This is a genomic window from Streptomyces sp. Ac-502, from assembly GCF_045222935.1.
Lineage (GTDB): Bacteria > Actinomycetota > Actinomycetes > Streptomycetales > Streptomycetaceae > Streptomyces > Streptomyces monomycini.
Genome location: NZ_JBHFFO010000001.1, coordinates 7,133,678 through 7,159,457, shown reverse-complemented (window position 1 = coordinate 7,159,457; position 25,780 = coordinate 7,133,678). Strand labels below are relative to the sequence as shown.

Below are 25,780 nucleotides of genomic sequence, written 5' to 3'. Positions count from 1 at the left end.
GAAACCCGGGCGGGCGGGCGCGGACCGGCGCTCACCGGCAGTACCAGTCCTCCGGCACGCCCCGCGCCGTCTGCCCCCAGTGGCCCTCCCGGCTCAGCCGGCAGATGTTCTCAGCCGCGTCCCCGACATCGACGGACCACTCCCGCACCGTGCCGTCCGCGCTGCCGCTGACCATCGACCGGCCGCCGGGCCAGTACGACAGGGACAGCACGCTGCCGGTGTGCCCGGACAGCACGGCCGTCGTAGCGCGGGCCGCCACGTCCCACAGGCGTACGGTGTCGTCGTCGCCGCCCGAGGCCAGGAAGCGGCTGTCCGGGCTGAACGCCAGCGAGGCGACGCTGCTGGAGTGGCCGCGCAGCGTGGCGGCCAGGCGGCGCCCCGGGACGTCCCACAGCAGGATGTCGTGGTCCGTACCGGACGTGGCCAGGGTCTTGCCGTCGTCGGCGAAGGCGGCGGCGAAGACAGGGTAGGAACGGCCGGTGAACCGGGCGGTCTCTTCGAGGGTGGCCGCGTCCCACAGCCGTACGACGCTTCGGTTGCCGGCGTTCTCGGTGACCGCCAGGTTCCGGCCGTCCGGTGCGAAGGTGACGGTGGAGCCGTTGCCCGAGAGCTGGCGCCCGGCCGTACGCCGGTGGCTCGCCACGTCCCACAGGAACAGGCGGCGGTCGTCCCCGACGGTGGCCAGCCGCTTGCCGTCCTTCGAGAAAGCCGCCTCCCGCACGGTGTTGGTGTGCGCGCGCAGAACGGCGAGCAGCCGGCCGGAGCGCACGTCCCACAGCCGGACCGTACGGTCGGCGTGCACGGACGCGAAGACATCGCCGTGCGGCGAGAACACCAGGCTGGTGATGACCCCGGGCGGTGCGTCGAGCGACCGCAGGGGTTGCGGCCGGTCGGCGGACCACAGCGTCAGCTCGCTGCCCGCGGCGGCGATGGTCCGGCCGTCCGGGGACACCGCGACCGAGGTGATCCCGCCCTGCCGGCCGCCGAGCCGCTCCCGCCCGTGGCCGGCGGCCCGCCACAGCCGGACCGTGCCCGTGTCGTCGTCCGCGGGCGCGGCCAGGGCGGTGCCGCCCCGCGCGTAGGACAGCGCGCTCGCCGACTCCACGCGCGCCGTGAACTTCTCCCGCGCGTGCCGGCGGTTCACGTCCCACAGCCGGACGATGCCGTCGTAGCTGCCCACGGCGAGGGTACGGCGGTCCGGCGACCAGGCCAGGGCCGTGATCCGGTCGGCCGTACCGGTGAGTTCGCCCGTCCGGCGCCGCCCGGCGACGTCCCACAGCAGCACCGTACGGTCCCCGCCCCCGCTGGCGAGGCTGCGCCCGTCCGGGCTGAACGCCAGCGCGAACACCGGCTGGACGTGCCCGGTGAGGGTGGCCAGCGGCCGGTGGGTGCGCGCGTCCCACAGCCGGACCGTACGGTCGTCACCGGCCGACGCCAGGACCTTCCCGTCCGGGGAGAAGGACACCGCCGTCACATTGCCCTGGTGCCCGGTGAGATCGGCGACCGGGCGCCGCGAGGCGACGTCCCACAGCCGCACCGCGTCGCCCGTGCTGCCGGACGCGAGGGTGCGGCTGTCCCGGGAGAAGGACAGCGACATCACCCGGCCCGAAGGGCCCTCCAGCACGCCGAGCAGGCGGCGTTCGGCGACGTCCCACAGCCGCACGGTGGTGTCGTCCCCGGCGGTCGCGAGGAAGCGGCCGTCCGGGCTGAAGGCGAGGGCGTAGACCGGGCCGATGTGGCCGGTCAAAGTGCCGCGCAGCCGGTCGGTGGCGGTGTCCCACAGCTTGACCGTACGGTCCACCGAGCCGGTGGCCAAGGTGCGGCCGTCCGGGCTGAAGGCCACCGCGGTCACGACGCCGGTGTGGCCGGTGAACTGGTTGGCGCGGAACGCGCCGTAGGCGCTCAGCAGACTGCCCCGCGCCTCGACCGTCGCCGCCTGCCGGTAGCCGTAGAGCGCGGTCAGCGCCGCCGCCTGGGGCTGCTCCCGGCGCAGCTCGGCGGCCTCCGCCGCGTACTGCCGGGACACCGCGATCCGGCGCTGCGCCTCGGCGTCCGCCCGCTGCTCGAACGCGATGCCCGCCGCGATCAGCGCGAGGACGAGCAGGGCGCCGAGCGAGGCGGTGAGCCAGCGCGCGCGGCGGCCCCGCCGCCGGTCGGCGCCGGTGGCACTGCGCAGGAAGTCCCGTTCCAGGGCGTTGAGCGCGGCACCGTGCACCCGCTCCCAGGTCTGCGCGCCGGCCAGCTGCGCGCCCCGGTACAGCGCGCCCGCGTCCCGGCCCAGTTCGTGCCACGCCTCGGCGGCGGTGGTGAGTCTGCGGTGGGTCCGCAGCGCCTCCCGGTCCTCGTCGAGCCAGCGCCGCAGCCGGGGCCAGGCCCGGATCACGGCCTCGTGCGCCACCTCGACCGTCCCGTCGGACAGCACCACCAGCCGGGCGGCGGCCAGCTTGCGCAGCAGCCCGTCGATCTCCCGCGGCTCGGCCAGGCCGTCCAGTTCGCGGCGGGCCAGCCGGCGCCGGGTGTCCTCGGTCCCCTCGCCGAGCGCGGTCAGCCGCAGGAACACCGCGCGCATCACGTCCCGCTGCCGGGGCGCGGCCTCCTCGTACATCCGCTCGGCGGTCTGCGCGACGGCGCCGCGCATCCCGCCGGTGGCGCGGTAGTCCGCCAGCCGCAGCGTGTCGCCGCTCCGCCGCTGCCACGCCTCGCGCATCGCGTGCCCGACCAGCGGCAGCGCGCCCGGCTGGCCGGCCGCCTCGGCCAGCACCGCCTCCACCAGGTCGGCGTCCACCTGGACGCCGGACCGGACGGCGGGCTCGGCGATGATGTCCCGCAACTCGGCGCGGCCGGGCGGCCCGACGGGCAGCTGGGCGGCCGTACGCAGCACGGCGACCAGCCCCGGGTGGACGAAGCAGCGCGCGTAGAAGTCGGCCCGGATACCGACGGCCAGCCGGATCCGCCGGTCGTCGGAGCGGGCCAGGCCGGCCACCGCGCCGAGGAAGGCGGTGCGCTCGGCCTCGTCGGCGCAGAGCGTGAAGGCCTCCTCGAACTGGTCGACGACCAGCAGCGCGCGGGTGGTGTCGGGCCGCGCGGCGAGCCAGGTGCGCAGGGCCAGGTCGAGCGCGGCGGGGTCGTCGTCCATGCTGCGGCGGAGGGGGTGGCGGGGGCTTCAGGGGCGGGGGCTTCAGGGGCGGGGGTTTCGGGGGCGAGGGCTTCAGGGGCGGGGGCTTCGGGAGCGGGGGCTTCGGAAGTGGGGGTGGGGCCGTCGTCCGTACGCGCCTGCTCGTCCGTGTCCGCGTCGCCCTCGTCCGTGCCGGCGTCGCCCTCGCCCGTGCCCGCGTCGCCCTCGCTCGTGCCCGGGGATGCGTCCGTACGCGCGGAGCCGCCCGTACTCGCGGCCTCAGCCGTCCCCCCGGCCCCATCACCCCCCGCACCTTCTCCCTCCCCCACAGCCCCCACCGCCGCAGCCGCCTCCCCCACCGCGGCGACCGTGTCGGCGGCCGGGCCTCCGTCGCCCGGCGGGCCGGGTTCCGCCACCAGGCGGGCCACGGCCGCCGCCAGGGCGGTGAGCGGCCGCGCCCCGGGGGTCAGCAGTACGGGGTGCCAGTGCGCGCCGAGGTAGGGCAGCAGTCCGGCCCGCAGCAGGGAGGACTTGCCGCTTCCGGAGGCGCCGAAGACCACGGTGAGCGCGTGCTGTTCGACGCGCCCGGCCAGTTCCTTGGTGAGGGTCGCCCGGCCGAAGTACTCGGCGGCGTTGGCGGCCTCGAAGGCGGCCAGCCCCGGGTACGGGCACCGTGCCGTGACCGGTTCGTCGCCGCCGGCCCCGGCGGCCGCCCGCCACCGCGCCTCCCACTCGGCACGCTCCCCGCCGCACGCCTGGGCGTAGGCCAGCACGACGTCCAGCGTCGCCAGCCGCTCCCCTTGGCCGCCTCCGCCAGGGTGCTGGCCGAATAGTGCGCCGTCTTGGCGAGCGTGCGATAGCTCGGCGTCCCGGCCCGCTGCCGCAGTTGCCGGAGCTCCCAGGCCAGCCGCTCCACCGGCCCGGCCTGCGGGTCCACCGGGCGTTCGGGCCGTCCCAGCCGGGGCTTGTGCTGCCCTCCCCCTGCGATCCCCGCCACCTTCTTCCTGCGCCGGGGCCGCCCCCGCGGCCCGATCTCCCATTGTCCGACTTGTTTGTCCCGGACGAGCTGCACTTTCGGACAACTCCACGGCGTTGCACAGTCGTGCTCTCCGGGGCGGTCGGGGTGGCGAACGAGGGTGGTGCGAGTACCACGTGTCCTCGCGCCGCAAGCGGCCCCGACGCCCCGGGCAGCCGTAGCTTCCTACGACTTCGCTTCCTGTACCTCCGCACCATAGGTGCGCCGGTGCCGCCGCCCCTACCGTGTGCCGGTGACCACGCACCCCACCGGTGGCCCGTCCGGGCCGCCGTTCGACGCAGCGGCGGCGCGGCGGCTGCGCGAGGCGCTCGGCATGACGCACGCGCATGTCGCGTACGGGCTCTGGGCGGCGTACGGGCTGCGGGTGTCGCCCGCGGCCGTGGCCGCCTGGGAGCGGGGCGAGGCGTCCCCTTCGCAGGCCGAGCTGACCGCGCTGGCCGGGGCCCTGTGGTGCGCGCCCGGCGAACTGCTCGCGGCGCCGCGGTCCTTGCGCGATCACCGGCTCGCGCGCGGCATGGCGGCGGACGACCTGGCGCTGCGTATCGGGATGGACGCCGCCGCGTACGCGCGGATGGAGGCGGCCGGTACCTGGTCCGGCAACGACCGGCAGGCGGCCGGGCTGGCCGAGGCGCTGCGGCTGCCGCCCCGCGCGCTGACCCGGCTGACCGGCCGCGACGCCAGGCTCACCGAACTGCTGCGCAGTGCCGCGACGACCCGCTGGCAGGCGTACGTGCGGCCGGTCGCCAAGCTCGTCCCGCTGCCGAAGCCGCGTGTGCAGGCGGCGCTGCGCGGGCTGCACGGCGACTACCAGGGGCTGATGACCGCCTCGCTGAACTGGGGCGGCGGCGGGAGCGCCGACGCGTCGGGGCAGGCCGGGCAGACGTTCCTCGATGGCATCCTGGAGACGTTCTGGGCGCGCACCGGCGGTGGCTGACCGCGTCCGGTCCCTACGGCGGGGAGGGCGGCGCGGTGGGCAGGGCGGCAGACGGGACAGCGGGCGGGACAGCCGACGGCTCCGGGGGCATGACGGAGGCCACGGCAGAGGTCACGGCAGAGGTCACGACGGAGGTCACGGCGGAGGTCACCGCGGACTTCTGGTTCGACCCGGTCTGCCCGTACACCTGGATCGCCGCGCAGTGGCTCCGGGAAGTGACCCGGGTCCGCCCGGTCGGGGTACGGCTGCGGCTGATGAGTCTCCAAGTGCTCAACGAGGGCAGGGAGGTCAACCCCGAGGACCCGGACGGCGAGTGGGGCGCGTACCTGTGGGCGCCGGTACGGGCCTGTGCGGCGGTGCAACAGCGGTACGGGCACGCGGCGTTGGGCCGCTTCTACCGGGCGCTCGGCATCCGGCTGCACCACCGGGGCGAGTGGGACGGCATCGAGCGCGCGCTGTCGGACGCGGGGCTGCCGCGCGAGGTGGCCGCGGCGGCGTGGACCACGGAGTACGACGCGGTGATCCGGTCCTCGCACGCACGCGCCGTCGCCCTGGTCGGAACGGACGTCGGCACGCCGGTCGTCGCGGTGGACGGGGTGGCCTTCTTCGGGCCGGTGGTCTCCCCGCTCCGCGAGGAGAGGCGGCGGGCCGGCTGTGGGACGGTGTCCTGAAGCTGGCTTCCGTACCGGGCTTCCACGAGCTGCGCCGCCCAGCCGCCGCACCGGACTTCGGACCCGAACCGGCCGCCGGGGCCCTTCCTTGTGTCGGCCACAAGTCGGACGGGTGTCCCCCTACGGGATGACGGCCCCTGCCCAGGTCGGACTTCCGGCCGGTACCGCTTTCACCCCTTCGGACTGAGGCATCGAGGACCCCGGACCACGAAGAATGGGACTGCACCACCCACCTGCCTCCCAGGGCCCTCCCGGCCCCGTGGAGCCCGGTGTTCCGCCGGGGCCCGACCGCCCCGGCGACCCCGCCCGTCCCCTTCCCTGGAGTTCACCCGTGTCCCACGCGGCCGCTTTCCCCGCCCCCGCCCGAGCCACCGCGGCCGTCGCCGCCCGTGCCACGGACCTGAGCAAGGTCTACGGGCAGGGTGAGACCCAGGTGGTCGCGCTGGACCAGGTGTCCGTCGAGTTCGGCCGGGCCCGCTTCACCGCGATCATGGGACCGTCCGGTTCCGGCAAGTCCACGCTGATGCACTGCATGGCGGGCCTGGACTCCATATCGTCCGGCTCGGCCCTGATCGGGGACACCGAGCTGACCGGTCTGAACGACAAGAAGCTGACCCAGCTGCGCCGCGACAAGATCGGCTTCATCTTCCAGGCGTTCAACCTGCTGCCGACGCTCACCGCGCTGGAGAACATCACGCTGCCCATGGACATCGCGGGCCGCAAGCCCGACCGGGACTGGCTGGACCGCATCGTCTCGACGGTCGGCCTGTCCGGGCGGCTCAAGCACCGGCCCGCGCAGCTCTCCGGCGGCCAGCAGCAGCGCGTCGCGGTGGCCCGCGCGCTGGCCTCCCAGCCCGAGATCATCTTCGCCGACGAGCCGACCGGCAACCTCGACTCCCGCTCCGGCGCCGAAGTCCTGGGCTTCCTGCGCGAGTCCGTACGGGCGATGCAGCAGACCGTCGTCATGGTCACCCACGACCCGGTCGCCGCCGCCTACGCGGACCGGGTGATCTTCCTCGCCGACGGCCGCATCGTCGAGGAACTGTACGAGCCGACCGCCGACGCCGTCCTGGACCGGATGCGGCTGTTCGACGCCAAGAACCGTACGAGCTGACGCCCGCCGCCGCCCCCTCACCCCAGGACTGACACCACCACCATGTTCCGAACCGCCCTGCGCAACGTGCTCGCGCACAAAGCCCGCCTGATGATGACCGCGCTCGCGGTCCTCCTCGGCGTGGCCTTCGTCTCCGGCACCCTGGTCTTCAGCGACACGGTCGGCGAGGCCGTCAAGAAGGCCTCGGCCAAGAGCTACCAGGACGTGGCCGTCTCCGTACAGGCCACCTCGGGCGACGCGCCGCCCATCCCCGAGGACGGGCAGAACCGCACGACCCTGCTCACCGACCGGCTGGCCGACCAGGTCCGCTCGCTGCCGGGCGTGGCCGCCGTGCACGCCAACGTCCAAGGCCGCGCCACCGTCGCCGACAAGGAGAACCAGCCGATCGGCCGCGACTGGCAGAACGTGGCCACCAACTACCAGCCGGGCGCGGACGGCAAGGACAGCCGCTACCCGGTCGTCCAGGGCCACGGCCCGGCCGCGGCCGGTGAGATCGCCCTGGACCAGGCCACCGCCGAGAAGAGCGGCCTGAAGCTCGGCGACACCGTGCGCTTCGCCACCAACGGACCGGCCCTGCACAAGAAGCTCGTCGGCATCGTCCACTCCGAGGACCCGCAGGTCACCGCGGGCGGCAGCCTCGCGCTGTTCGACACCGCCACCGCCCAGAAGCTGTTCGTGCACCCCGGCCAGTACGACGAACTCGTGGTGGCCGCCAAGCCCGGCACCGACGAGAAGGCGCTGACCGCCGCGGTCGAGAAGCTGCTGCCGAAGGACCGCGCGACGGCGACCAGCGGCGCCGCGCTCGCCGCCGGCCAGGCCAAGATGGTCGAGCAGAGCAACCAGGCGATGAGCAAGACGCTGCTGGTCTTCGCCGGTATCGCGCTGTTCGTCGGCATCTTCATCATCGCCAACACCTTCACCATGCTCATCTCCCAGCGCAGCCGCGAGATCGCGCTGATGCGGGCGATCGGCGCCTCCCGCCGTCAGGTGGTGCGCTCGGTGCTCGCCGAGGCCGGCCTGCTCGGCCTGGTCTCCTCCGTCGTCGGCTTCGCCCTCGGCACCGGCATCGCGGTCACCATGCGCGCCGTGCTCAACGCCAACGGCGCCGGCTTCCCCGACGGCCCGCTGGTCATCAGCCCCAACGCCGTACTGTCCGCGCTCGGCGTCGGCGTGCTGGTGACCGTACTGGCCGCCTGGCTGCCCTCCCGCAAGGCCGCGAAGATCGCCCCGGTCGAGGCGCTGAACACCGTGGACGCGGCGCCCGAGCTGCGCGGCCTGGTCGTGCGCAACACCATCGGCGCGGTCGTCACCGCCGCCGGCGTCGCGATCATGCTCTACGTCTCCACCCTGAAGGACGCCGAGGACATCACGCCCGCCATGGCGGGCTCGGCGCTCACCCTGGTCGGCGTCATCATCCTCGCGCCGCTGCTGTCCCGGCCGCTGGTCTCGCTGGCCGGCAAGGTCACCACCCGGGTCTTCGGCATCAGCGGCAAGCTGGCCAAGGAGAACGCGCTGCGCAACCCGCGCCGTACCGCCGCCACCGCCTCCGCCCTGATGATCGGCCTCACCCTGATCACCGGCATGACGGTCGCCGGCGTCTCCGGCCAGCGCGCCTCGGACGAGATGGCCGCCCAGGGCCTGACCGCCGACTACCAGGTCAGCACGGCCAACTTCCGCGGCCTGGACCCCGAGCTGACGAAGAAGGCCGGACAGCTGCCGGGCGTGCGGGCTGCGGTGCCCCTGCGCTCGGCCGCCTTCGAGACGGACGGCGGCGACGGCTACGGTTCGCTCACCGGCACCGACCTCGCGCACCTCGGCCAGGTCACCGACCTCAGGTTCGTCAGCGGGTCGCTGGACGCCGTGCGCGACGGCGGGGTCGCGGTCTCCCGCAGCCGGGCGGAGAAGCTGCGCTGGAAGACGGGCGAGACCCACGAGGTCGGCTTCTTCACCGGCACGGAGAAGAAGGAGAAGGCCCGGCTGAAGATCGCCGGCGTCTACGAGGACAACGCCACCGTCGGCGACATGTTCGGCTCCACCGCGCTGGTCGACCCGCACAACAAGCCCGTCAAGGACGAGAAGGTCCTGGTCAAGACGGTCAACGGGCCCGACGCCGGGCTGGAGAAGGAGATCCGCAAGGCCCTCGGCGACAGCCCGCTGCTCAAGGTCCAGGACAAGGACGCGCTGCGCAAGGAGAACGCCGGCAGCATCGACACCGTCCTGAACATGGTCTACGGACTGCTCGGCATGGCCGTGATCATCGCGGTGGTCGGTGTCGTCAACACCCTGGCCATGTCGGTCTTCGAACGCACCCGTGAGATCGGGATGCTGCGCGCCATCGGCCTGGCCCGCGGCGGCATCAAGCAGATGGTCCGTCTGGAATCCGTCGTCATCTCCCTGTTCGGCGCGGTGCTCGGCATCGGCGTGGGCGTCTTCCTCGCCTGGGCCGGCGGCAAGATGGCGGCCGGCGCGATGCCGACGTACGAGATGATCCTGCCGTGGGACCGGCTGGGCATCTTCCTGGCGATCGCCCTGGTGGTCGGTGTCCTCGCCGCCGCCTGGCCGGCCCGCCGCGCCGCCCGCCTGAACATGCTGGAGTCCATCGGCGCCCAGTGACCCCGAAGGCGCCTGCCCCTCCCGCCCGTCCGCCCCGCCCCGCTTCCCCCAGGGACGGGGCGGACGCTTTCGCGGTACCGGCGGCAGAACCGGACGCCGAGGGTTCGGCCGCCCCGAAAGGGCAACCCGCAGCGGCATGGCAGCCGAATCCTCGTCCGAGAAACCCACCACGCTGATGGCCCACTCGTGGTGGTCCGTACTGCGGCGTACGGCCAAGGAGTTCGTGGACGACGAGCTCCACGACCGCGCCGCCGGCCTCACGTACTACGGGGTGCTCTCCCTCTTCCCCGCGCTGCTGGTGCTGGTCTCGATGCTCGGCGTGATCGGGAAGTCGGCGACCGACGCCGTGCTCGGCACGCTGGAGGAGATCACGCCGGACGCCGCGCAGCAGATCCTGAGCGGCGCGGTGCGCCAGCTCCAGCACGGTCCCGGTACGGGCAGTGTGCTGGCCGTGCTGGGCCTGCTGGCCGCGCTGTGGTCGGCCTCCAGCTACATCGCGGCCTTCATCCGGGCCGCCAACGCCGTCTACGACCTGCCGGAGGGGCGGCCGGCGTGGAAGACCCTGCCGCTGCGGCTCGGGGTGACGGTCGTACTGATGGTGCTGCTGGCCGCCAGCGCGGTGATCGTGGTCTTCACCGGCTCGCTGGCCCGGCAGGCGGGCCGCGGCCTGGGCATCGGTGACACCGGCCTGGCGGTCTGGTCGGTCGCCAAGTGGCCCGTCCTGGTCCTGCTCGTGGTGCTGATGATCACCATCCTGTACCGCGCCACGCCGAACGTGCGCGACCAGGGGCTGCGGTGGCTGACCCCCGGCAGCTTCCTGGCCGTGGCGCTGTGGCTGGCCGCCTCGGCGGGCTTCGCGCTGTACGTCGCGAACTTCGGCTCGTACAACAAGACGTACGGCACCCTGGCGGGCGTCGTGATCTTCCTGGTCTGGCTGTGGCTGTCGAACCTGGCGGTCCTGCTGGGTCTGGAGTTCGACGCCGAGCTGGCCCGGCAGCGGGCGATCACCGAGGGACACCCGTCGCGCGAGGAGCCGTACGTGGAGCCGCGGGACACCCGTACCTGGCCGGACCGCCTGCGCCGGCCGCACCGGCGCCACCGTACGGAGCGGGAGCCGTCACCGGACCACTGAGAGCGCCGCCCGGCGGGACTGCCCCAAAAAGGTGAGCGTCTGCACCACCACCGCCCCAGTGGGTACTCCTGACCTTCCGGGGCCCACCCGCGGCGCGGACCCGAGCGCCTTTCGAGTGCTGAAGGAAACCGAGAGCAGTGACAGACGTAGCAAGCCAGGGACCGGCACCCGGCGACGACCGCCCGGTGCTCACCAACCGGCAAGGCCACCCGGTCTACGACAACCAGAACCAGCGGACGGTCGGCGCGCGCGGGCCGGCCACGCTGGAGAACTACCAGTTCATCGAGAAGATCAGCCACTTCGACCGGGAACGCATCCCGGAGCGGGTCGTGCACGCCCGCGGGGTGACCGCGTACGGCTACTTCGAGAGCTACGGGAAGTGGGGCGACGAGCCCGTCGGCCGGTACACCCGGGCCAAACTGTTCCAGGAGGCCGGCCGGCGCACCGAGGTGGCCGTACGGTTCTCCACCGTGATCGGCGGCCGGGACTCCTCCGAGGCGGCCCGCGACCCGCGCGGCTTCGCGGTGAAGTTCTACACCGAGGACGGCAACTGGGACCTGGTCGGCAACAACCTGGGCGTCTTCTTCATCCGGGACGCCATCAAGTTCCCCGACGTCATCCACGCCCTCAAGCCCGACCCGGTCTCGCACGAGCAGAAGCCGGCCCGCATCTTCGACTTCATGTCGCAGACGCCGGAGTCGATGCACATGCTGGTCAACCTCTTCAGCCCGCGCGGCATCCCGGCCGACTACCGGCACATGCAGGGCTTCGGCGTCAACACCTACAAATGGGTGAACGAGACGGGCGACACCGTCCTGGTCAAGTACCACTGGCTGCCCAAGCAGGGCGTGCGCAGCATGACCGAGGCGGACGCCGCCGCCGTCCAGGCCGGGGAGCTGGGCCACGCGACGAAGGACCTGTACGACGCGGTCCGGCGCGGTGACCACCCCGAGTGGGAGCTGGTCGTCCAGATGATGAGCGACGACGACCACCCGGAGCTGGACTTCGACCCGCTGGACGACACCAAGACCTGGCCGGAGCAGGACTTCCCGCCCCGCCCGGTGGGCCGGATGGTGCTCGACCGGATGCCGGACAACTACTTCGCCGAGAACGAGCAGATCTCCTTCGGCACCGGCGTCCTCGTCGACGGCCTGGACTTCTCCGACGACAAGATGCTCATCGGACGGACCTTCTCCTACAGCGACACCCAGCGCTACCGCGTCGGCCCGAACTACCTCCAGCTGCCGGTCAACCGCGCCAAGCACGCCCCCGTGCACACCAACCAGCGCGACGGCCTGATGGCGTACGAGCAGGACCAGCACGGGCAGAACCCGGAGGTCAACTACGAGCCGTCGATCACCGGCGGGCTGCGCGAAGGCACCTACCCGACCCACGACGAGCAGGGGCCGGAGATCCACGGCCGACTCACCCGCAAGCGCATCCCGCGCACCAACGACTACCTCCAGGCGGGCCAGCGGTACTGCCTGATGGAGGACTGGGAGCGCGACGACCTGGTGAAGAACCTCACCGACCTGATCTCGCAGGCCGACCGCGCGGTCCAGGAGCGGATGGTGTGGCACTTCCTGCTGGTCGACAACGACCTCGGGCTGCGGGTCGGCGAGGGGCTGGGCATCGGCCCGAAGGACGTCGCCCACCTGGAGCCGCTGGCGAGCCAGGACCTGACGGACGAGGACCGGGAGCGGCTGACGCGCCTCGGCGACAATCCGCCGCGGGACGTCTCCGGGCTGACCATGACCCACTGCGTACCCGACGAGCGGCATACCGTCGCCTCCTGACGGGCACGGTGAACGCACGGACGACGCCCTGCGGCACGGCCCCGCCGGCGATCCGGCGGGGCCGTGCCGTGTGTGCACCGAGGTGGTCTCCCGCGCCTCCCGCGCGGGGCGCCACGGGAGGAGGAACGATCGGGCATGGCAGCGGCGAAGCGGTACGCGGTCGCGGGATCGGGCCAGTGGGTGGACGACGAGGACGGGCGACGGCTGCCGGCGGGCGAGGTGCACGCCTGGGAGCAGGGGCTGAACCAGACGGTGTGCGGCCTCTCGCTCAGCCGCTCGCAGCTGGCGCGGTTCCCGCACATCGCCTGGCCCGACATCCTCCCCGAGTCCGGCGGGGCCGCGGACCGCGTCCAGCGGGTGTGCCCCCGCTGCGCGTCCGTCGCGGGCCGCCGGGGCGGTGACGCCCGCCCCCGGTGGCACCGCACCAATCCCCGGCCGTGACCGGACCGCTCGCCTGCCGCCGTGCGGGTCGCCTGCCGCCGTGCGGGGGCACAGCGCGGCGCCGTGCGGACGTACGGCACGCGGACGTAGGGCACGCGGACGTACGGCCCGGTGCCGCCGTACGGGCGTACGGCGGCACCGGGCGGCGGCGTACGGGGTGGGCCGGGACCGGCGCTCAGCCCGGCCAGGTGCCGGTGGCCTTGCGGACGGCCACCGCGCCGCTGCGGTCCACGGCCGCCTTGACCACCGCGAGCGTCGCGCCCTGGAGCGCGGCGGCGGGCAGCACCTCGCGCCAGCGGCGTTCCTCGTCCGTGGCGTCCGGCGCGTCCTGCTCGCCGCCGACCAGCTTCCACAGGCGTTTGAACAGGGCACCGGCCAGCATCCCGCCGAGGAGGCCGAACACCATCCCCAGGGGCTTGTAGAGAAGTTTGATCATCAGTGGTGTCCTTTGCTCCGGCAGGCCCGCCGGGCCTTGGTGCGCGCCTTGGCGAGCGGGCGCTGGATCTTCTTCCTCGTCCGCAGCTCCTTACGCAGTGTCGTACGCAGCGGGTACGGACGCACCCGCGCCCGGGTACGGCGGCGGCGCAGCACCAGGACGCCGGCCAGCAGCGCGCCGCCCGCGACGGCGGCCGTGCGGACGGCCGGGGAACCGGCCATCCGGTCCGTGACCGCCGCGGTCCGGTGCAGTGTCCGGTCCTTGACGCGGACCGCCTTCTCCTGGGCGCGGCTCTTCACGTCGGCCTTGTCGGCGAGCGCGGCGACGGTGTCGCCGAGTTCCTGCCGGGTCCGCTCGATGCGGGCGCGCAGTTCGGCCGGGCTCGCGGTGCCGTCCTTGCCGGGGTCACTGGTCATCGCCGGGCCCTCTCCTTGATCGTCTCGACGTCCTTCCGGACGCTGCGTACGGCCTCCTCAGGCACCGGCGGGGTGGCGCGGCGGATCCGCTGCCGCCCCAGGAGCCCCAGGACCGCCGCCAGCACCAGCAGCGCGCCCACGACCACCAGGCCCGCCGCCCACAGCGGCAGCACCAGCCCGAGCGCGATGATCGCGGTCGCCACCAGGGCCTGGGCCGCCAGGAACGCCACCGTGCCGGCGCCGCCGAGCAGCCCGCCGCCCACGCCGAAGCGCTTGCCCTTGCGGGCCAGCTCCGCCTGCGTCAGCCGCATCTCGTCACGCACCAGGCCGGCCAGCTGCTCCGACGCCTGGGTGACCAGTTCGCCGACCGGCCTGCCGTCCGGCCGGGCCGTCCGGTGATCCACGGAATCGCTCATCCCGGTCACGCCTCCTTCCTCCTGCGCGCCGGGTACCTCCTCACGGGCCGGTTAACCGGATCCATGGCCCGTACGGGTGCCGGGCACGCGAAAGGCGCGCGCCCCCGGCAGGGGACGCGCGCCGACAGCTGCGGAAGCGGTGGGTCAGAAGACCGACTCGGTCTCGTCCATCCGGCTCACCGGCACGGTCTTCAGCTCGCTGACCGCGTCGGCCAGCGGGCTCATCACGATGTCCGTGCCGCGCAGGGCGGTCATCTGGCCGAAGTCGCCGCGGTGCGCGGCCTCGACGGCGTGCCAGCCGAAGCGGGTGGCCAGCACGCGGTCGTACGCGGTGGGCGTGCCGCCGCGCTGGACGTGGCCGAGGATGACCGGGCGGGCCTCCTTGCCGAGGCGGTGCTCCAGCTCGCGGGCGAGGGCGGTGCCGATGCCCTGGAAGCGCTCGTGGCCGTACTGGTCGATCGCGCCGTGGCCGTAGTCCATCGTGCCCTCGGCGGGGTGGGCGCCCTCGGCGACGCAGACCACGGCGAACTTCTTGCCCCGGTCGAAGCGCTCCTCGACCATGGCGACCAGGTCGTTCACGTCGAAGGGGCGCTCCGGCAGGCAGATGCCGTGGGCGCCGCCGGCCATGCCGGACTCCAGCGCGATCCAGCCCGCGTGCCGGCCCATGACCTCGACGACCATGACCCGCTGGTGCGACTCGGCGGTCGTCTTGAGGCGGTCGATGGCCTCGGTGGCGACGCCGACGGCGGTGTCGAAGCCGAAGGTGCGGTCGGTGGCGGAGATGTCGTTGTCGATGGTCTTGGGCACACCGACGATCGGCAGACCGGCGTCGGCGAGCATCGTCGACGCGGTGAGCGTGCCTTCGCCACCGATGGGGATGAGCACGTCGATGCCGTACTCACGGGCCAGGTCCTTGCCGTTCTCGCATGCCTCGCGCAGCCGGGCGCGCTCCAGGCGGGCGGAGCCGAGGATGGTGCCGCCGCGGGCCAGGATGCCGCTGACGGCGTCCAGGTCGAGCTTGCGGTACCGGCCGTCCAGCAGTCCCTTGAATCCGTCCTCGAAGCCGATGACCTCGTCGTCGTGGCCGGTGAGGGCCCGGTGCACCACCGAACGGATCACAGCGTTGAGGCCGGGGCAGTCGCCGCCCGCGGTGAGGACTCCGATACGCATGGTGCTGTGTCTCCTGTGCTCGCTGTTGGTTCTTGTGAGCCGGTCCGATTGTTTCACGGGCCGGCCGGCGTTGCTCTCACAGCGTCGGGCACCACTGCGGCTGCCCGCTGACACATGCGTAAAACTGGAGGGGCGGCTTAACCACAGCCGCAGGTATTGTCAAGAGGGGCAAGCTCACCATAACGGGAAATTTGACCTTGCGAAGCGACGGATGGATCGGAGAGCACGCGTGACGCGCAGCGTGTACGTGACCGGTATCGACCGCGGCGACGGCCGCCAGGTCGTCGAGCTGGGAGTCATGGAACTCCTGACCCGTCATGTGGACCGGGTGGGCGTCTTCCGCCCGCTGGTCCACGACGGGCCCGACCGCCTGTTCGAACTGCTGCGGGCCCGCTACCGGCTCTCCCAGCCCGCCGAGACCGTCTTCGGTCTCGGTTACGAGGAGGCCGCCCGCCTCCAGGCCGAGCAGGGCACCGACGAGCTGGTCTCCCAGCTCGTCGAGCGTTTCCACCGGGTGGCCAAGGACCACGAGTACGTCCTGGTGCTCGGCTCCGACTACGCGGCCACCAGCCTGCCGGCCGAGCTGAACCTCAACGCCCGGCTGGCGAACGAGTTCGGCGCCGCGGTGCTGCCGATCGTCGGCGGCCAGGGACAGGAGGCCGAGTCGGTGCGCGCCGAGGCCCACAACGCCTACCGCGCCTACCACTCGCTGGGCTGCGACGTCGTCGCCCTGATCGTGAACCGGGTGGCGCCCGGGCAGCACTCGGCCGTCGCCGGGCAGCTCTCCGCCCACCTGCCCGTCCCCTGCTACGCGCTCCCCGAGGACGGCGCCCTCTCCGCGCCCACCGTCGGCCAGATCGTGCACGCGCTCGGCGCCGAGGTGCTGCTCGGCGACGACTCGGGGCTGGCCCGCGACGCCCGCGACTTCGTCTTCGGCGGCGCCATGCTGCCGACCTTCCTGAAGGCGCTGACCCCCGGCTGCCTGGTCGTGACCCCCGGCGACCGCGCCGACCTGGTCATCGGCTCGCTCGCCGCGCACAGCGCCGGCGCCCCGTCCATAGCGGGTGTGCTGCTGACCCTGGACGAGCGGCCCGGGCCCGACATCATGGCGCTGGCCAACCGCCTCGCGCCCGGCACCCCGGTCGTCTCCGTCTCCGGCGGCTCCTTCCCGACCGCGGCGGAGCTGTTCGCCGTCGAGGGCAAGCTGAACGCCGCGGCGCCGCGCAAGGCGGAGACCGCGCTCGGCCTGTTCGAGCGGCACGTGGACACCGCCGAGCTGACGAACCGGATCTCCGTCGCCCGCTCCGGCCGCGTCACGCCGATGATGTTCGAACACGAGCTGATCGAGCGCTCCCGCTCGGGCCGCCGCCGAGTCGTCCTGCCGGAGGGCAACGAGGAGCGGGTGCTGCGCGCCGCCGACGTACTGCTGCGCCGCGACGTGTGCGACCTGACGCTGCTCGGCGAGGAGGAGGCGATCCGCAAGCGCGCCGCCGACCTCGCCATCGACCTGGCCGGCGCGCAGATCATCGACCCGCAGGTCTCCCCGCTGCGCGAGCGCTTCGCCGAGCTGTACGGCAAGCTCCGCGCCCACAAGGGCGTCACCTACGAGCTGGCGTACGACGTGGTCGCGGACGTGTCGTACTTCGGCACCCTGATGGTGCAGGAGGGCCTGGCCGACGGCATGGTCTCCGGCGCGGTGCACTCCACCGCGGCCACCATCCGCCCCGCCTTCGAGATCATCAAGACCAGGCCGGGCGCGCAGATCGTCTCCTCGGTGTTCTTCATGTGCCTGGCCGACCGCGTCCTGGTCTACGGCGACTGCGCGGTCAACCCGGACCCGGACGCCGAACAGCTCGCGGACATCGCCATCCAGTCGGCGGCCACCGCCGCCCAGTTCGGCGTCGAGCCGCGGATCGCGATGCTGTCGTACTCCACCGGCACCTCCGGCTCCGGCGCGGACGTCGACAAGGTGCGCAAGGCCACCGAGCTGGTCCGCGAGCGCCGTCCCGACCTGCTGGTCGAGGGCCCGATCCAGTACGACGCGGCCGTGGACGCCGCGGTGGCCAAGACGAAGCTGCCGGACTCCGAGGTGGCCGGCCGGGCCACCGTGCTGGTCTTCCCGGACCTGAACACCGGCAACAACACCTACAAGGCCGTGCAGCGCTCGGCCAACGCGGTCGCCGTCGGCCCGGTGCTCCAGGGCCTGCGCAAGCCGGTCAACGACCTGTCGCGCGGCGCGCTCGTCCAGGACATCGTCAACACCGTGGCCATCACGGCCATCCAGGCGCAGGGTGCGGCACCGGGCGGCTCGCCCGCCGCCGACGTCTGAGGCCCCGCGCCGCCCGCCCCCACCACCGACCGAAAGCTGCTTCATGACTGCCAACGCCACCCGCGTCCTCGTCCTCAACTCCGGCTCCTCGTCGGTGAAGTACCAGCTGCTCGACATGCAGGACGGCTCCCGGCTCGCCGTGGGCCTGGTCGAACGCATCGGTGAGGAGACCTCGCGCCTGTCCCACACCCCGCTGGCCGCCGGCGGCGAGAAGCGGGAGCGCGAGGCGCGGATAGCCGACCACGAGGAGGCGCTGAAGGCGGTCGCCGACGAGCTGTCCGCGGACGGGCTCGGCCTGGACTCGCCCGAGCTGGCGGCCATCGGGCACCGGGTGGTGCACGGCGGCCTGAAGTTCACCGAGCCGACCGTGATCGACGACGCGGTGCTCAAGGAGATCGAGCGGCTGGTGCCGGTCGCGCCGCTGCACAACCCGGCGAACATCACCGGCATCAGGACCGCCCAGGCGCTCCGCCCCGACCTGCCGCAGGTCGCGGTCTTCGACACCGCCTTCCACACCACGATGCCGGAGCACGCGGCGCGCTACGCCATCGACGTGGAGACCGCCGACGCGCACCGCATCCGCCGCTACGGCTTCCACGGCACCTCGCACGCGTACGTCTCGCGCAAGACCGCCGAGCTGCTCGGCAAGGCGCCCGAGGACGTCAACGTCATCGTGCTGCACCTGGGCAACGGCGCCTCCGCCTCGGCAGTGGCCGGCGGCCGCTGCGTGGACACCTCCATGGGGCTGACGCCGCTGGAGGGCCTGGTCATGGGCACCCGCTCCGGTGACATCGACCCGGCCGTGGTCTTCCACCTCAAGCGGGTGGCCGGGATGGACGCGGACGAGGTCGACGAGCTGCTCAACAAGAAGAGCGGCCTGGTCGGGCTCTGCGGCGACAACGACATGCGGGAGATCCGCCGCCGGATCGACGAGGGCGACGAGCGCGCCGCGCTCGCCTTCGACATCTACATCCACCGGCTGAAGAAGTACATCGGCGCCTACAGCGCGGTACTGGGCCGGGTGGACGCGGTGGCGTTCACCGCGGGCGTCGGCGAGAACGCCGCCCCGGTGCGCGAGGCCGCGGTCCTGGGTCTGGAGGAGCTGGGACTGGCGGTGGACGCCGACCTGAACGCCGTACGGTCCGACGAGGCGCGGCTGATATCGCCGGAGTACGCCCGGGTCGCGGTCGCCGTCGTCCCCACGGACGAGGAGCTGGAGATCGCCGGCCAGACATACGCCCTGGTCAGCAACTGACCTCCGGCACCCCCGCCGGGCGCCGCCGGCACCCGCGCGACGCCTGGCCGACACCCCGTACCCGGGCACCCGAGCCCAAATAATTCCGCTCCGAAACAAACGATAGGATTGAGCCATGCGCCGTTCCAAAATCGTCTGCACCCTGGGCCCCGCCGTCGACTCCTACGACCAGCTGAAGACGCTGATCGAGGCCGGCATGAACGTGGCCCGATTCAACATGAGCCACGGCACCCACGCGGAGCACGAGGAGCGCTACCACCGCGTCCGCAAGGCCGCCGAGGAGACCGGCCGCGCCATCGGCGTGCTGGCCGACCTCCAGGGCCCCAAGATCCGCCTGGAGACCTTCGCCGACGGCCCCGTCGAGCTGGTGCGCGGCGACGAGTTCGTCATCACCACCGAGGACGTGCCCGGCGACAAGACCATCTGCGGCACGACCTACAAGGGCCTGCCCGGTGACGTCTCCAAGGGCGACCCGGTCCTGATCAACGACGGCAACGTGGCGCTCCAGGTCGTCGAGATCGACGGCCCGCGGGTGCGCTGCATCGTCATCGAGGGCGGTGTCATCTCCGACCACAAGGGCATCAACCTGCCCGGCGCGGCGGTCAACGTCCCGGCGCTGTCCGAGAAGGACGTCGAGGACCTGAAGTTCGCCCTGAACATGGGCTGCGACCTGGTCGCCCTGTCCTTCGTGCGGGACGCCAAGGACGTCCAGGACGTGCACCGCGTCATGGACGAGGTCGGCCGACGCGTCCCGGTGATCGCCAAGGTGGAGAAGCCGCAGGCGGTCGCCAACATGGAGCAGGTCGTCGCGGCCTTCGACGGCGTGATGGTGGCCCGTGGCGACCTCGCCGTGGAGTACCCGCTGGAGAAGGTCCCGATGGTGCAGAAGCGCCTGGTGGAGATGTGCCGGCGGAACGCCAAGCCGGTGATCGTGGCGACCCAGATGATGGAGTCGATGATCACCAACTCGCGGCCGACCCGCGCCGAGGCGTCCGACGTCGCCAACGCGATCCTGGACGGCGCCGACGCGGTCATGCTCTCCGCCGAGTCCTCGGTCGGCCAGTACCCGATCGAGACCGTCAAGACGATGTCGAAGATCGTCGAGGCGGCCGAGGAGGAGCTGCTGGCCAAGGGCCTGCAGCCGCTGGTCCCGGGCAAGAAGCCCCGTACCCAGGGCGGCGCGGTGGCCCGCGCGGCCGCCGAGATGGCCGACTTCCTCGACGGCAAGGCGCTGATCGCCTTCACCAAGTCCGGTGACACCGCCCGCCGGCTGTCCCGCTACCGCTCGGCGCAGCCGATCCTGGCCTTCACCACGGACGCCGCCACCCGCAACCAGCTCGCGCTGAGCTGGGGCGTGGAGACCTTCGTCGTCCCGCACGTGGAGCACACCGACGAGATGGTCGACCTGGTCGACGCCGAGCTGCTCAAGCTCCAGCGCTACAACGACGGCGACACCATGATCATCACCGCCGGTTCGCCCCCGGCGTCCCCGGCACCACCAACATGGTCCGCGTCCACCACCTGGGCGGCGACCGCGGCTGACGCGCGGCGAGTGACCTGCGTACGGCGGTGGGCCGCATCCCCTCGGGGTGCGGCCCACCGCCGTACGCAGGTGCCGGGCTCAGTCCGAGACCGAGTGGTGCAGCCCCGGAATCGTCAGGGTGCCGCCGAACTGGCCCGCCTGGGTGATCTTCACCTTGGTGAAGTACGCGAAGGGGACGTTGAGGGGCGGCGGGTGCTCCGGGTCGAAGACGATCGGGATCAGGCCGAAGAGGTTGCCCTGGAGGCGTTCGGTGTACATGGTGACCTTGCCGTCCCGGATCGTCGAGGTCGAGCCCGCGGCCGCCTGGACGTGGTACTTCTTCCCGGCCTGGCCGTCCACGATCTGGTGGAGGTCGCCGATGTCGATGCTGTCGGCGGTGAACTTCAGGGCCTGCTTGGTGCGACCGTTGGGCATCGTGAGGTTGACGACGCCCTGGTAGTCCAGACCGCGCAGGGTCAGGCCGCTGGACTCCAGGTACCAGGGCTGGTTCGGGACGGTGGCCGGGGGCTGCTCGGCCGCGCCGGCGACCTTCTTCTCCTCGACGCAGGGGAAGGGCTTCTTGCCGTCCGCGTCGGGGGCGTTCGGGTCGGCGCTGCTGCTGGGGGACGGGGACGGGGAGGCCGACGGCGAGGCGTCGTCCGCCGTGTCCTTCGCGTCGCCCAGCGCCTTCCCTGTCTTGTCCTTGGCGTCGTCGGCCGCTTTGCCCAGCTTGTCGGTGGTGTCCTTGAGCCGGTCGGTGGCCTTGCCGCCGGGCTTGCCGGACGCGTCGCCGGAGCCGGGGCCGGAGTCCTTGCCCGCGGGTGCGGAGGAGGACGGGGACGGCGACGGAGACGTGCCCGGGGTGCCGGACTTGCCGTCGCCGGGGTGGAAGACGTCGTGCAGCTTCTTGCCCACGCCCAGCGGGTCGTACCAGGGGTTCTGCTCCGAGGGGGACGAGGAGGCGGAGGGGGACGGGGTGGTGGACTTGCCCGCGGACGGGGGCGGGGCGGGCTTCTGGGGCGTGCCCTTCTTGTCCGGGGACGGGGAGGAGGCGCCGGGGGTGGGGGTGTCCGAGCCGGTGTCGGCCTTGTCCTTGGCCGCCTTCTCCTTCTCGGCCTGGTCCTTGGCCGCCTTCTCCTTGGCGTCCTTGGCGTCCTTCTCCGCCTTCTCCTTGGCGTCCTTGGCGTCCTTCTCCGCCTTCTCCTTGGCCGCCTTCTCCTTCGCCTGCTGCTCCGCCGTGTCGGGCGCGCTGACGCACGGCCCCTTCTTGAACGGGCTCTCCGGCTGCGGCTTGGCCATCGCCAGCTGCGGTGTCAGGCCCATCCCCATCAGGACCGCGGTGGGCATCGCGGCGAGGGCGATCGCCTTGCCCGCGGGTACGTGCAGCCGGGTCAGCAGCGGTTTGCGCGGGGCCGCGTGGCGCGGCCCGGTTCTCGTGGCCGGGGCGGCTGCCTGCGTCTCGTGCTCGTCACCCGGCACTGTGCCTCCCGTTCGTCCCGGTGACCGGGCTCGCTCCTGACAGGTCGTCCGGTGCGCCGCCCACGGGCCGGGCCGGTTCGCCCCCTCGGGGGCGACGGGCTTGCCCGGCGCCCAGGAGACCGCCAGCGCGCCGCCGACCAGGCCCAGCGCGAAGCCGACCACGAAGGCGCCGAAGTTGGAGACCACCAGGGAGACCAGGGACAGCAGGATCGCCGCGACACCCGCGAAGACGCGGGAGACGGGCTGGAACCACATGGTCAGGCCGAGCACGACCAGGAGTACGCCGATGATCAGCGAGCCGGCGCCCGCGGTCGTCGCCATCCGGACGGTCAGGGAGCCGATCGTGAGGTTCGCGTAGGGGATGTACATGATCGGAAATCCGGCCAGCAGCGTCAGCACCCCGCCCCAGAACGGGCGCTGACCTCGCCACTCCCGGAACGAAGTGCGCTTGCGGCCGGTCTTCTCGTTCAGCCGTGGTCGCGTGTCGGCGCTCATGTCGTACAGCTCCTCGGGACTGGCTAATCGGTGGTACGTGAGCTGGAGTGCGTGGCGCGGCGGCCACCGGCGTACGGGTGCGGGGCGCGCGGACGGCCGACCGCTCCGCCGCGCACGCCCCCGCCCCCGTGCGCTCAGTGCGTCAGTAGCACTCGTTCTTGCCGCGGCTGACGCTCATGTGCAGACCGCTGAGTTCGAACGTGCCGGCCGTGGTGGCCCAGGCGCGCTGCTTGACGTCCTTGAACAGGACGTGATCGGCCTGCTGGGCGAAGGAGCCGGGGAGGTAGGCACCTCTGCCCCCCTCGCCGGGCTTGGCCGGACCGGGTGTCTTGCCCCCGGCGCCGGTGTCGTCCACCGAGACGCCGATGTCCACGTTGGTGAACGTCGCGTTGGTCCGCAGGTCGTCGGCGTCGATGTAGAGCTTCTTCGCCAGGACCTTCGGGCCGCCCTCGGCGCCCGCCTTGAGCTGCATCGTCACGTCGCCGAAGACCGGCACCGGCACGACGACCGACTGGCACAGGTTGGTGATCTCCGCGGAGTTCAGGCCCACCACGGCGACCGGGTGCTGGCCGTTCTTGCCCTTGTCGAGGGCGCCGTACTGGACGAACCCGTCACCTTTGAGTTCCTTCGCGGTGACCTTGAACTGCTGCCCGGAGACGCTGAACGACGCTGCCAGCGCACCCTGTGCGATGGCGACTCCGATGGCAGCCGTCGCCGCGACGCTCGGCACCATGACAACGGCGAACCGCTTCCATCTGGTCCCGCCACGAGCCAGGGACTCCATGACTTTCCTCCTTCTCGGACGTACATCTCCGGTTGCGGCCCGGGTCTGGGGGAGACGGCGGCCGTACCTGGGATGGGAGAAGTGCTACGTCCTCGGGAAGGAGAGCGCCCGTACCGAAATGGCGTACAGGCGTACGGCGTTCCGATGCACCGGCGATCACCCCCGAGCGACAACCACTGGCCACGCTCGCGCGCGGCGCTTGGCGGACAGGCCCTGCCGGGTGGGCAGGAACCCCCTGTCCGGGACCGGTGGCGGTGCCGCCGGCCACTCGGTGGGGACCCATGGCCCCCGCGGCACCGACCGGTTGCCGGGCGGCGGGAATGGACCGAGCGTGGCCGATCGTGGTGCATCGGCGGCCGTCGCACAAGGGGTTCGTTACTTGCCAGTAACGCAGAGCTGGCCAGGGCACAACGGCGCGAAATCAGGCAGCCACCCAGGGTCGTCGCCGACGGTGAGGAGACTTGGGGAAATCAGGGATGAACACCGACGAAACCCCTCTCCCCTCTTACTCCAAGTAACAGCGGCCACGATTACCAAGATTTGGTAAAACGTGGCCGCTGCCGTGTGGTGGGGTCCGCGCGCCTCAGGAGACGCGGGTGACCGGACGCCGAGGGGTCGAAATGGGGTCAGAGGAGGATCAGAACAGCACCCGCGCCAGAGCCGTACGGGCCGAGATCACCCGCGGGTCGTCGGTCCCGATGACCTCGAACAGCTCCAGCAGCCGCACCCGCGCGGCCTCGCGGTCGTCACCCGCCGTGCGCCGGACGGTGTCCACCAGCCGCCCGAAGGCGTCCTCCACATGACCGCCGACCAGGTCCAGGTCGGCCGCCCTGATCTGCGCCTGCACGTCGGCGGGGCCGTCGGCCGCCGCCTTGCGCACCTCCTGCGGGTCCAGATCCCGCACCCGGCGCAGCAGTTCGGCCTGCGCCAGGCCGAGCTTGGCCTCCGGGTTCGCCGGGTCGTCGGAGAGCACGTTCTTGTACGCCTGGACGGCGCCGTCGAGGTCACCGGCGTCCAGCGCCTGGTTCGCGGCCTCCAGCAGCGCGTCGTACGGGCCGACCGGCTCGGGGACGTCCTCCTGCGGCGGTGCGTCCGCCGGGTCGACGGGCGCGCCGACGATCCCGAACTGCTGCTCGGCGGCCTGGACGAGCTGGTCCAGCACCTGGCGGATCTGTGCCTCCGGGGCCGCGCCCTGGAACAGCGGGATCGGCTGGCCCGCGACGACCGCGAAGACCGCCGGGATGCCCTGCACGCCGAACTGCTGGAACAGCGCCTGGTTGGCGTCGACGTCGATCTTGGCCAGGACGAACTTGCCGGCGTACTCCCCCGCCAGCCGCTCCAGCAGCGGGCCGAGCTGCTTGCACGGCTCGCACCACTCGGCCCAGAAGTCGATGACGACCGGGACCTCGGTGGAGCGCTGGAGGATGTCCTGCTGGAACCCCGCCTCGTCGACGTCGAACACCAGACGGGCGCCGTCTGTGGGCCGGCCCGTGCGGGCCGCCTCGGCTCGCGCCTGCTCCGCCTTCTGCTTCGCTTCCCCGGCCGCCTTCACCGCGGCGAGGTCGACGACTCCACTCATGGACATGTTGCGTGGCTGCATGGGCCTATCCTCCCCCTTCCGCGGACCGTTGCGAAAAGCGGTGCCGAAAATTCACGGTGCGCGAAAAAGCACGCGGTGCCGGTCCGTCCGTGCGGCCCGCCGGTGTGCCGGCGCAGGACGGAGGTGCCGCGTGCGCACCGGCCGGGGCCGGTGCGGTGCTGCTGCGGCCCCGGGTCCCCACCCGCGGCCTGTGGTTGTCGCGTCCGGGGCGTGCCGTACCGGCCACACCCTTTCGCTACGACCCGTAGCGTAACTGTCCGGCGCCCCGGCCCGGCACCCCGTCTCGCGAACCGTACGGGTGATCTGCCTCACGAGGACGGGCCGGCCCGCACCTACTGGCCGGTATGGTCGCCCCCATGCACCGCTGCCCCCTCACCGGCACCAGCACCGCCGCGGGCCGTGCGGGCCCCCGCAGCCGTACGGGCCGGCCGCGCAGCGCCGAGGCGGACCGCGCGATCCTCGACGCCACCCGCGCCGCACTGGTCGAGCTGGGCTGGGGCAAGCTGACGATGGGCGACGTGGCCGCCCGCGCCAAGGTCGCCAAGACGACCCTCTACCGCCGCTGGGCCAACAAGAACGAGCTGGTCCTGGACGCCGTGGCGGTCCTCTTCGACGAACTCGAACTCCCCGACCGGGGCTGCCTCCAGGCCGACATCGAGGGCGTCGTCCTGCAGTTCGCCTCGCTGCTGGCCCGCCCGGAGACCAAGACCGCGCTGATGGCCGTGGTCGCCGAGTCCACCACCGACGAGGCGCTGCGGGTCCGTATCCGCTCCGCCGTGGTCGAGCGGCAGAAGCGGCTGGTGATCCTCGGGCGCGAGCGGGCCCAGGCGCGCGGGGAACTGCCGCCGGACCCGGCCGGTGAGGAGGGCGCGGCGGCCGCCGGGCGGGCGGTGGGGCTGATCTTCGACGTGATCGCGGGCGCCGTCGTGCACCGGGCGCTGGTCAGCGCGGAGCCGGTGGACGAACTGTGGGCGCAGCAGTTCAGCGCGCTGCTGCTGACCGGACTGGCCGGACTGGCCGGTCCTG

General features: G+C 72.7%; 16 protein-coding genes and 5 pseudogenes. 11 read left to right on the top strand and 10 right to left on the bottom strand.

Annotated elements, in window-relative coordinates; all coding sequences use genetic code 11:
- Nucleotides 1–31 precede the first annotated feature (31 nt).
- Nucleotides 32–3,136, bottom strand: a complete 3,105-nt coding sequence (locus tag ACEXOX_RS32725; protein ID WP_406524579.1) for a WD40 repeat domain-containing protein — start codon at nt 3,134–3,136, stop codon at nt 32–34.
- 452 nt (nt 3,137–3,588) lie between these two features.
- Nucleotides 3,589–4,155, bottom strand: a pseudogene (locus ACEXOX_RS32720) (hypothetical protein); the annotation flags it as partial.
- Between the two features lie 222 nt (nt 4,156–4,377).
- On the opposite strand from ACEXOX_RS32720, the gene ACEXOX_RS32715 reads away from it, so the two are divergent.
- The 7 genes and pseudogenes from ACEXOX_RS32715 (at nt 4,378) to ACEXOX_RS32685 (ending at nt 12,852) form a co-directional block, all read left to right on the top strand.
- Complete coding sequence (locus ACEXOX_RS32715) at nt 4,378–5,085, top strand: helix-turn-helix domain-containing protein (protein ID WP_406524578.1); 708 nt, start codon at nt 4,378–4,380, stop codon at nt 5,083–5,085.
- 89 nt (nt 5,086–5,174) lie between these two features.
- Nucleotides 5,175–5,887, top strand: a pseudogene (locus ACEXOX_RS32710) (DsbA family protein).
- Nucleotides 5,888–6,087: 200 nt separating this feature from the next.
- Nucleotides 6,088–6,870 (top strand): ABC transporter ATP-binding protein, encoded by a 783-nt coding sequence (locus tag ACEXOX_RS32705; protein WP_238782652.1) that lies wholly within the window; start codon nt 6,088–6,090, stop codon nt 6,868–6,870.
- A 42-nt stretch (nt 6,871–6,912) separates the two neighbouring features.
- On the top strand, nt 6,913–9,483 hold the full coding sequence (locus ACEXOX_RS32700; protein WP_406524577.1) for an ABC transporter permease: 2,571 nt from the start codon (nt 6,913–6,915) through the stop codon (nt 9,481–9,483).
- Between the two features lie 136 nt (nt 9,484–9,619).
- A complete protein-coding gene (locus ACEXOX_RS32695; RefSeq protein ID WP_406524576.1) occupies nt 9,620–10,615 on the top strand; it encodes a YihY/virulence factor BrkB family protein in 996 nt (331 codons plus the stop codon).
- A gap of 137 nt (nt 10,616–10,752) precedes the next feature.
- Nucleotides 10,753–12,411: a catalase gene (locus ACEXOX_RS32690; RefSeq protein ID WP_406524575.1), complete on the top strand. Its 1,659-nt coding sequence runs from the start codon at nt 10,753–10,755 to the stop codon at nt 12,409–12,411.
- Nucleotides 12,412–12,546: 135 nt separating this feature from the next.
- Entirely contained in the window at nt 12,547–12,852 is a 306-nt protein-coding gene (locus tag ACEXOX_RS32685; protein WP_406524574.1) for a hypothetical protein, read from the top strand.
- Between the two features lie 175 nt (nt 12,853–13,027).
- Here the strand turns inward: ACEXOX_RS32685 and ACEXOX_RS32680 are convergent, their stop codons facing one another.
- From ACEXOX_RS32680 to ACEXOX_RS32665, 4 genes are all read right to left on the bottom strand, one after another.
- Complete coding sequence (locus tag ACEXOX_RS32680) at nt 13,028–13,288, bottom strand: DUF4235 domain-containing protein (protein ID WP_406524573.1); 261 nt, start codon at nt 13,286–13,288, stop codon at nt 13,028–13,030.
- Nucleotides 13,288–13,704, bottom strand: coding sequence for a DUF3618 domain-containing protein (locus tag ACEXOX_RS32675; RefSeq protein WP_406524572.1), 417 nt, complete (start codon nt 13,702–13,704; stop codon nt 13,288–13,290). The genes ACEXOX_RS32680 and ACEXOX_RS32675 overlap by 1 nt, the downstream gene beginning before the upstream one ends.
- Entirely contained in the window at nt 13,701–14,120 is a 420-nt protein-coding gene (locus tag ACEXOX_RS32670) for a phage holin family protein (protein ID WP_406524571.1), read from the bottom strand. The genes ACEXOX_RS32675 and ACEXOX_RS32670 overlap by 4 nt, the downstream gene beginning before the upstream one ends.
- A gap of 144 nt (nt 14,121–14,264) precedes the next feature.
- Nucleotides 14,265–15,290: an ATP-dependent 6-phosphofructokinase gene (locus ACEXOX_RS32665; RefSeq protein ID WP_406524570.1), complete on the bottom strand. Its 1,026-nt coding sequence runs from the start codon at nt 15,288–15,290 to the stop codon at nt 14,265–14,267.
- Between the two features lie 229 nt (nt 15,291–15,519).
- On the opposite strand from ACEXOX_RS32665, the gene pta reads away from it, so the two are divergent.
- The 3 genes and pseudogenes from pta (at nt 15,520) to pyk (ending at nt 20,416) form a co-directional block, all read left to right on the top strand.
- Entirely contained in the window at nt 15,520–17,619 is a 2,100-nt protein-coding gene (gene pta / locus ACEXOX_RS32660) for a phosphate acetyltransferase (RefSeq protein ID WP_406524569.1), read from the top strand.
- 43 nt (nt 17,620–17,662) lie between these two features.
- Entirely contained in the window at nt 17,663–18,874 is a 1,212-nt protein-coding gene (locus ACEXOX_RS32655) for an acetate kinase (protein WP_406524568.1), read from the top strand.
- A gap of 115 nt (nt 18,875–18,989) precedes the next feature.
- Nucleotides 18,990–20,416: pseudogene (pyk, locus tag ACEXOX_RS32650) on the top strand (pyruvate kinase).
- A gap of 79 nt (nt 20,417–20,495) precedes the next feature.
- Here pyk and ACEXOX_RS32645 read toward each other — a convergent pair.
- The 4 genes and pseudogenes from ACEXOX_RS32645 to ACEXOX_RS32630 all read right to left on the bottom strand — a co-directional run bounded on the left by ACEXOX_RS32645 (nt 20,496) and on the right by ACEXOX_RS32630 (nt 24,754).
- The gene (locus tag ACEXOX_RS32645; protein WP_406526544.1) at nt 20,496–21,875 is read right to left on the bottom strand and encodes a hypothetical protein; all 1,380 of its coding nucleotides are present in this window, start codon (nt 21,873–21,875) and stop codon (nt 20,496–20,498) included.
- A gap of 168 nt (nt 21,876–22,043) precedes the next feature.
- A pseudogene (locus tag ACEXOX_RS32640) lies at nt 22,044–22,370 on the bottom strand (DUF6114 domain-containing protein); the annotation flags it as partial.
- 142 nt (nt 22,371–22,512) lie between these two features.
- Nucleotides 22,513–23,154 (bottom strand): DUF6230 family protein, encoded by a 642-nt coding sequence (locus tag ACEXOX_RS32635; protein WP_406524567.1) that lies wholly within the window; start codon nt 23,152–23,154, stop codon nt 22,513–22,515.
- 637 nt (nt 23,155–23,791) lie between these two features.
- Complete coding sequence (locus ACEXOX_RS32630; protein WP_406524566.1) at nt 23,792–24,754, bottom strand: tetratricopeptide repeat protein; 963 nt, start codon at nt 24,752–24,754, stop codon at nt 23,792–23,794.
- A 356-nt stretch (nt 24,755–25,110) separates the two neighbouring features.
- Between ACEXOX_RS32630 and ACEXOX_RS32625 the strand changes: the two are divergent.
- Nucleotides 25,111–25,770: pseudogene (locus ACEXOX_RS32625) on the top strand (TetR/AcrR family transcriptional regulator); the annotation flags it as partial.
- Between the last annotated feature and the right edge of the window lie 10 nt (nt 25,771–25,780).

Bases quoted from the DNA above. Each gene is read 5' to 3' on its own strand.
- ACEXOX_RS32670 (WP_406524571.1), bottom strand. From the start codon at position 14,120: ATGAGCGATTCCGTGGATCACCGGACGGCCCGGCCGGACGGCAGGCCG.
- ACEXOX_RS32635 (WP_406524567.1), bottom strand. From the start codon at position 23,154: ATGGAGTCCCTGGCTCGTGGCGGGACCAGATGGAAGCGGTTCGCCGTT.
- ACEXOX_RS32700 (WP_406524577.1), top strand. From the start codon at position 6,913: ATGTTCCGAACCGCCCTGCGCAACGTGCTCGCGCACAAAGCCCGCCTG.
- ACEXOX_RS32655 (WP_406524568.1), top strand. From the start codon at position 17,663: ATGACTGCCAACGCCACCCGCGTCCTCGTCCTCAACTCCGGCTCCTCG.
- ACEXOX_RS32630 (WP_406524566.1), bottom strand. From the start codon at position 24,754: ATGCAGCCACGCAACATGTCCATGAGTGGAGTCGTCGACCTCGCCGCG.
- ACEXOX_RS32675 (WP_406524572.1), bottom strand. From the start codon at position 13,704: ATGACCAGTGACCCCGGCAAGGACGGCACCGCGAGCCCGGCCGAACTG.
- ACEXOX_RS32695 (WP_406524576.1), top strand. From the start codon at position 9,620: ATGGCAGCCGAATCCTCGTCCGAGAAACCCACCACGCTGATGGCCCAC.
- ACEXOX_RS32725 (WP_406524579.1), bottom strand. From the start codon at position 3,136: ATGGACGACGACCCCGCCGCGCTCGACCTGGCCCTGCGCACCTGGCTC.
- ACEXOX_RS32680 (WP_406524573.1), bottom strand. From the start codon at position 13,288: ATGATCAAACTTCTCTACAAGCCCCTGGGGATGGTGTTCGGCCTCCTC.
- ACEXOX_RS32685 (WP_406524574.1), top strand. From the start codon at position 12,547: ATGGCAGCGGCGAAGCGGTACGCGGTCGCGGGATCGGGCCAGTGGGTG.
- ACEXOX_RS32665 (WP_406524570.1), bottom strand. From the start codon at position 15,290: ATGCGTATCGGAGTCCTCACCGCGGGCGGCGACTGCCCCGGCCTCAAC.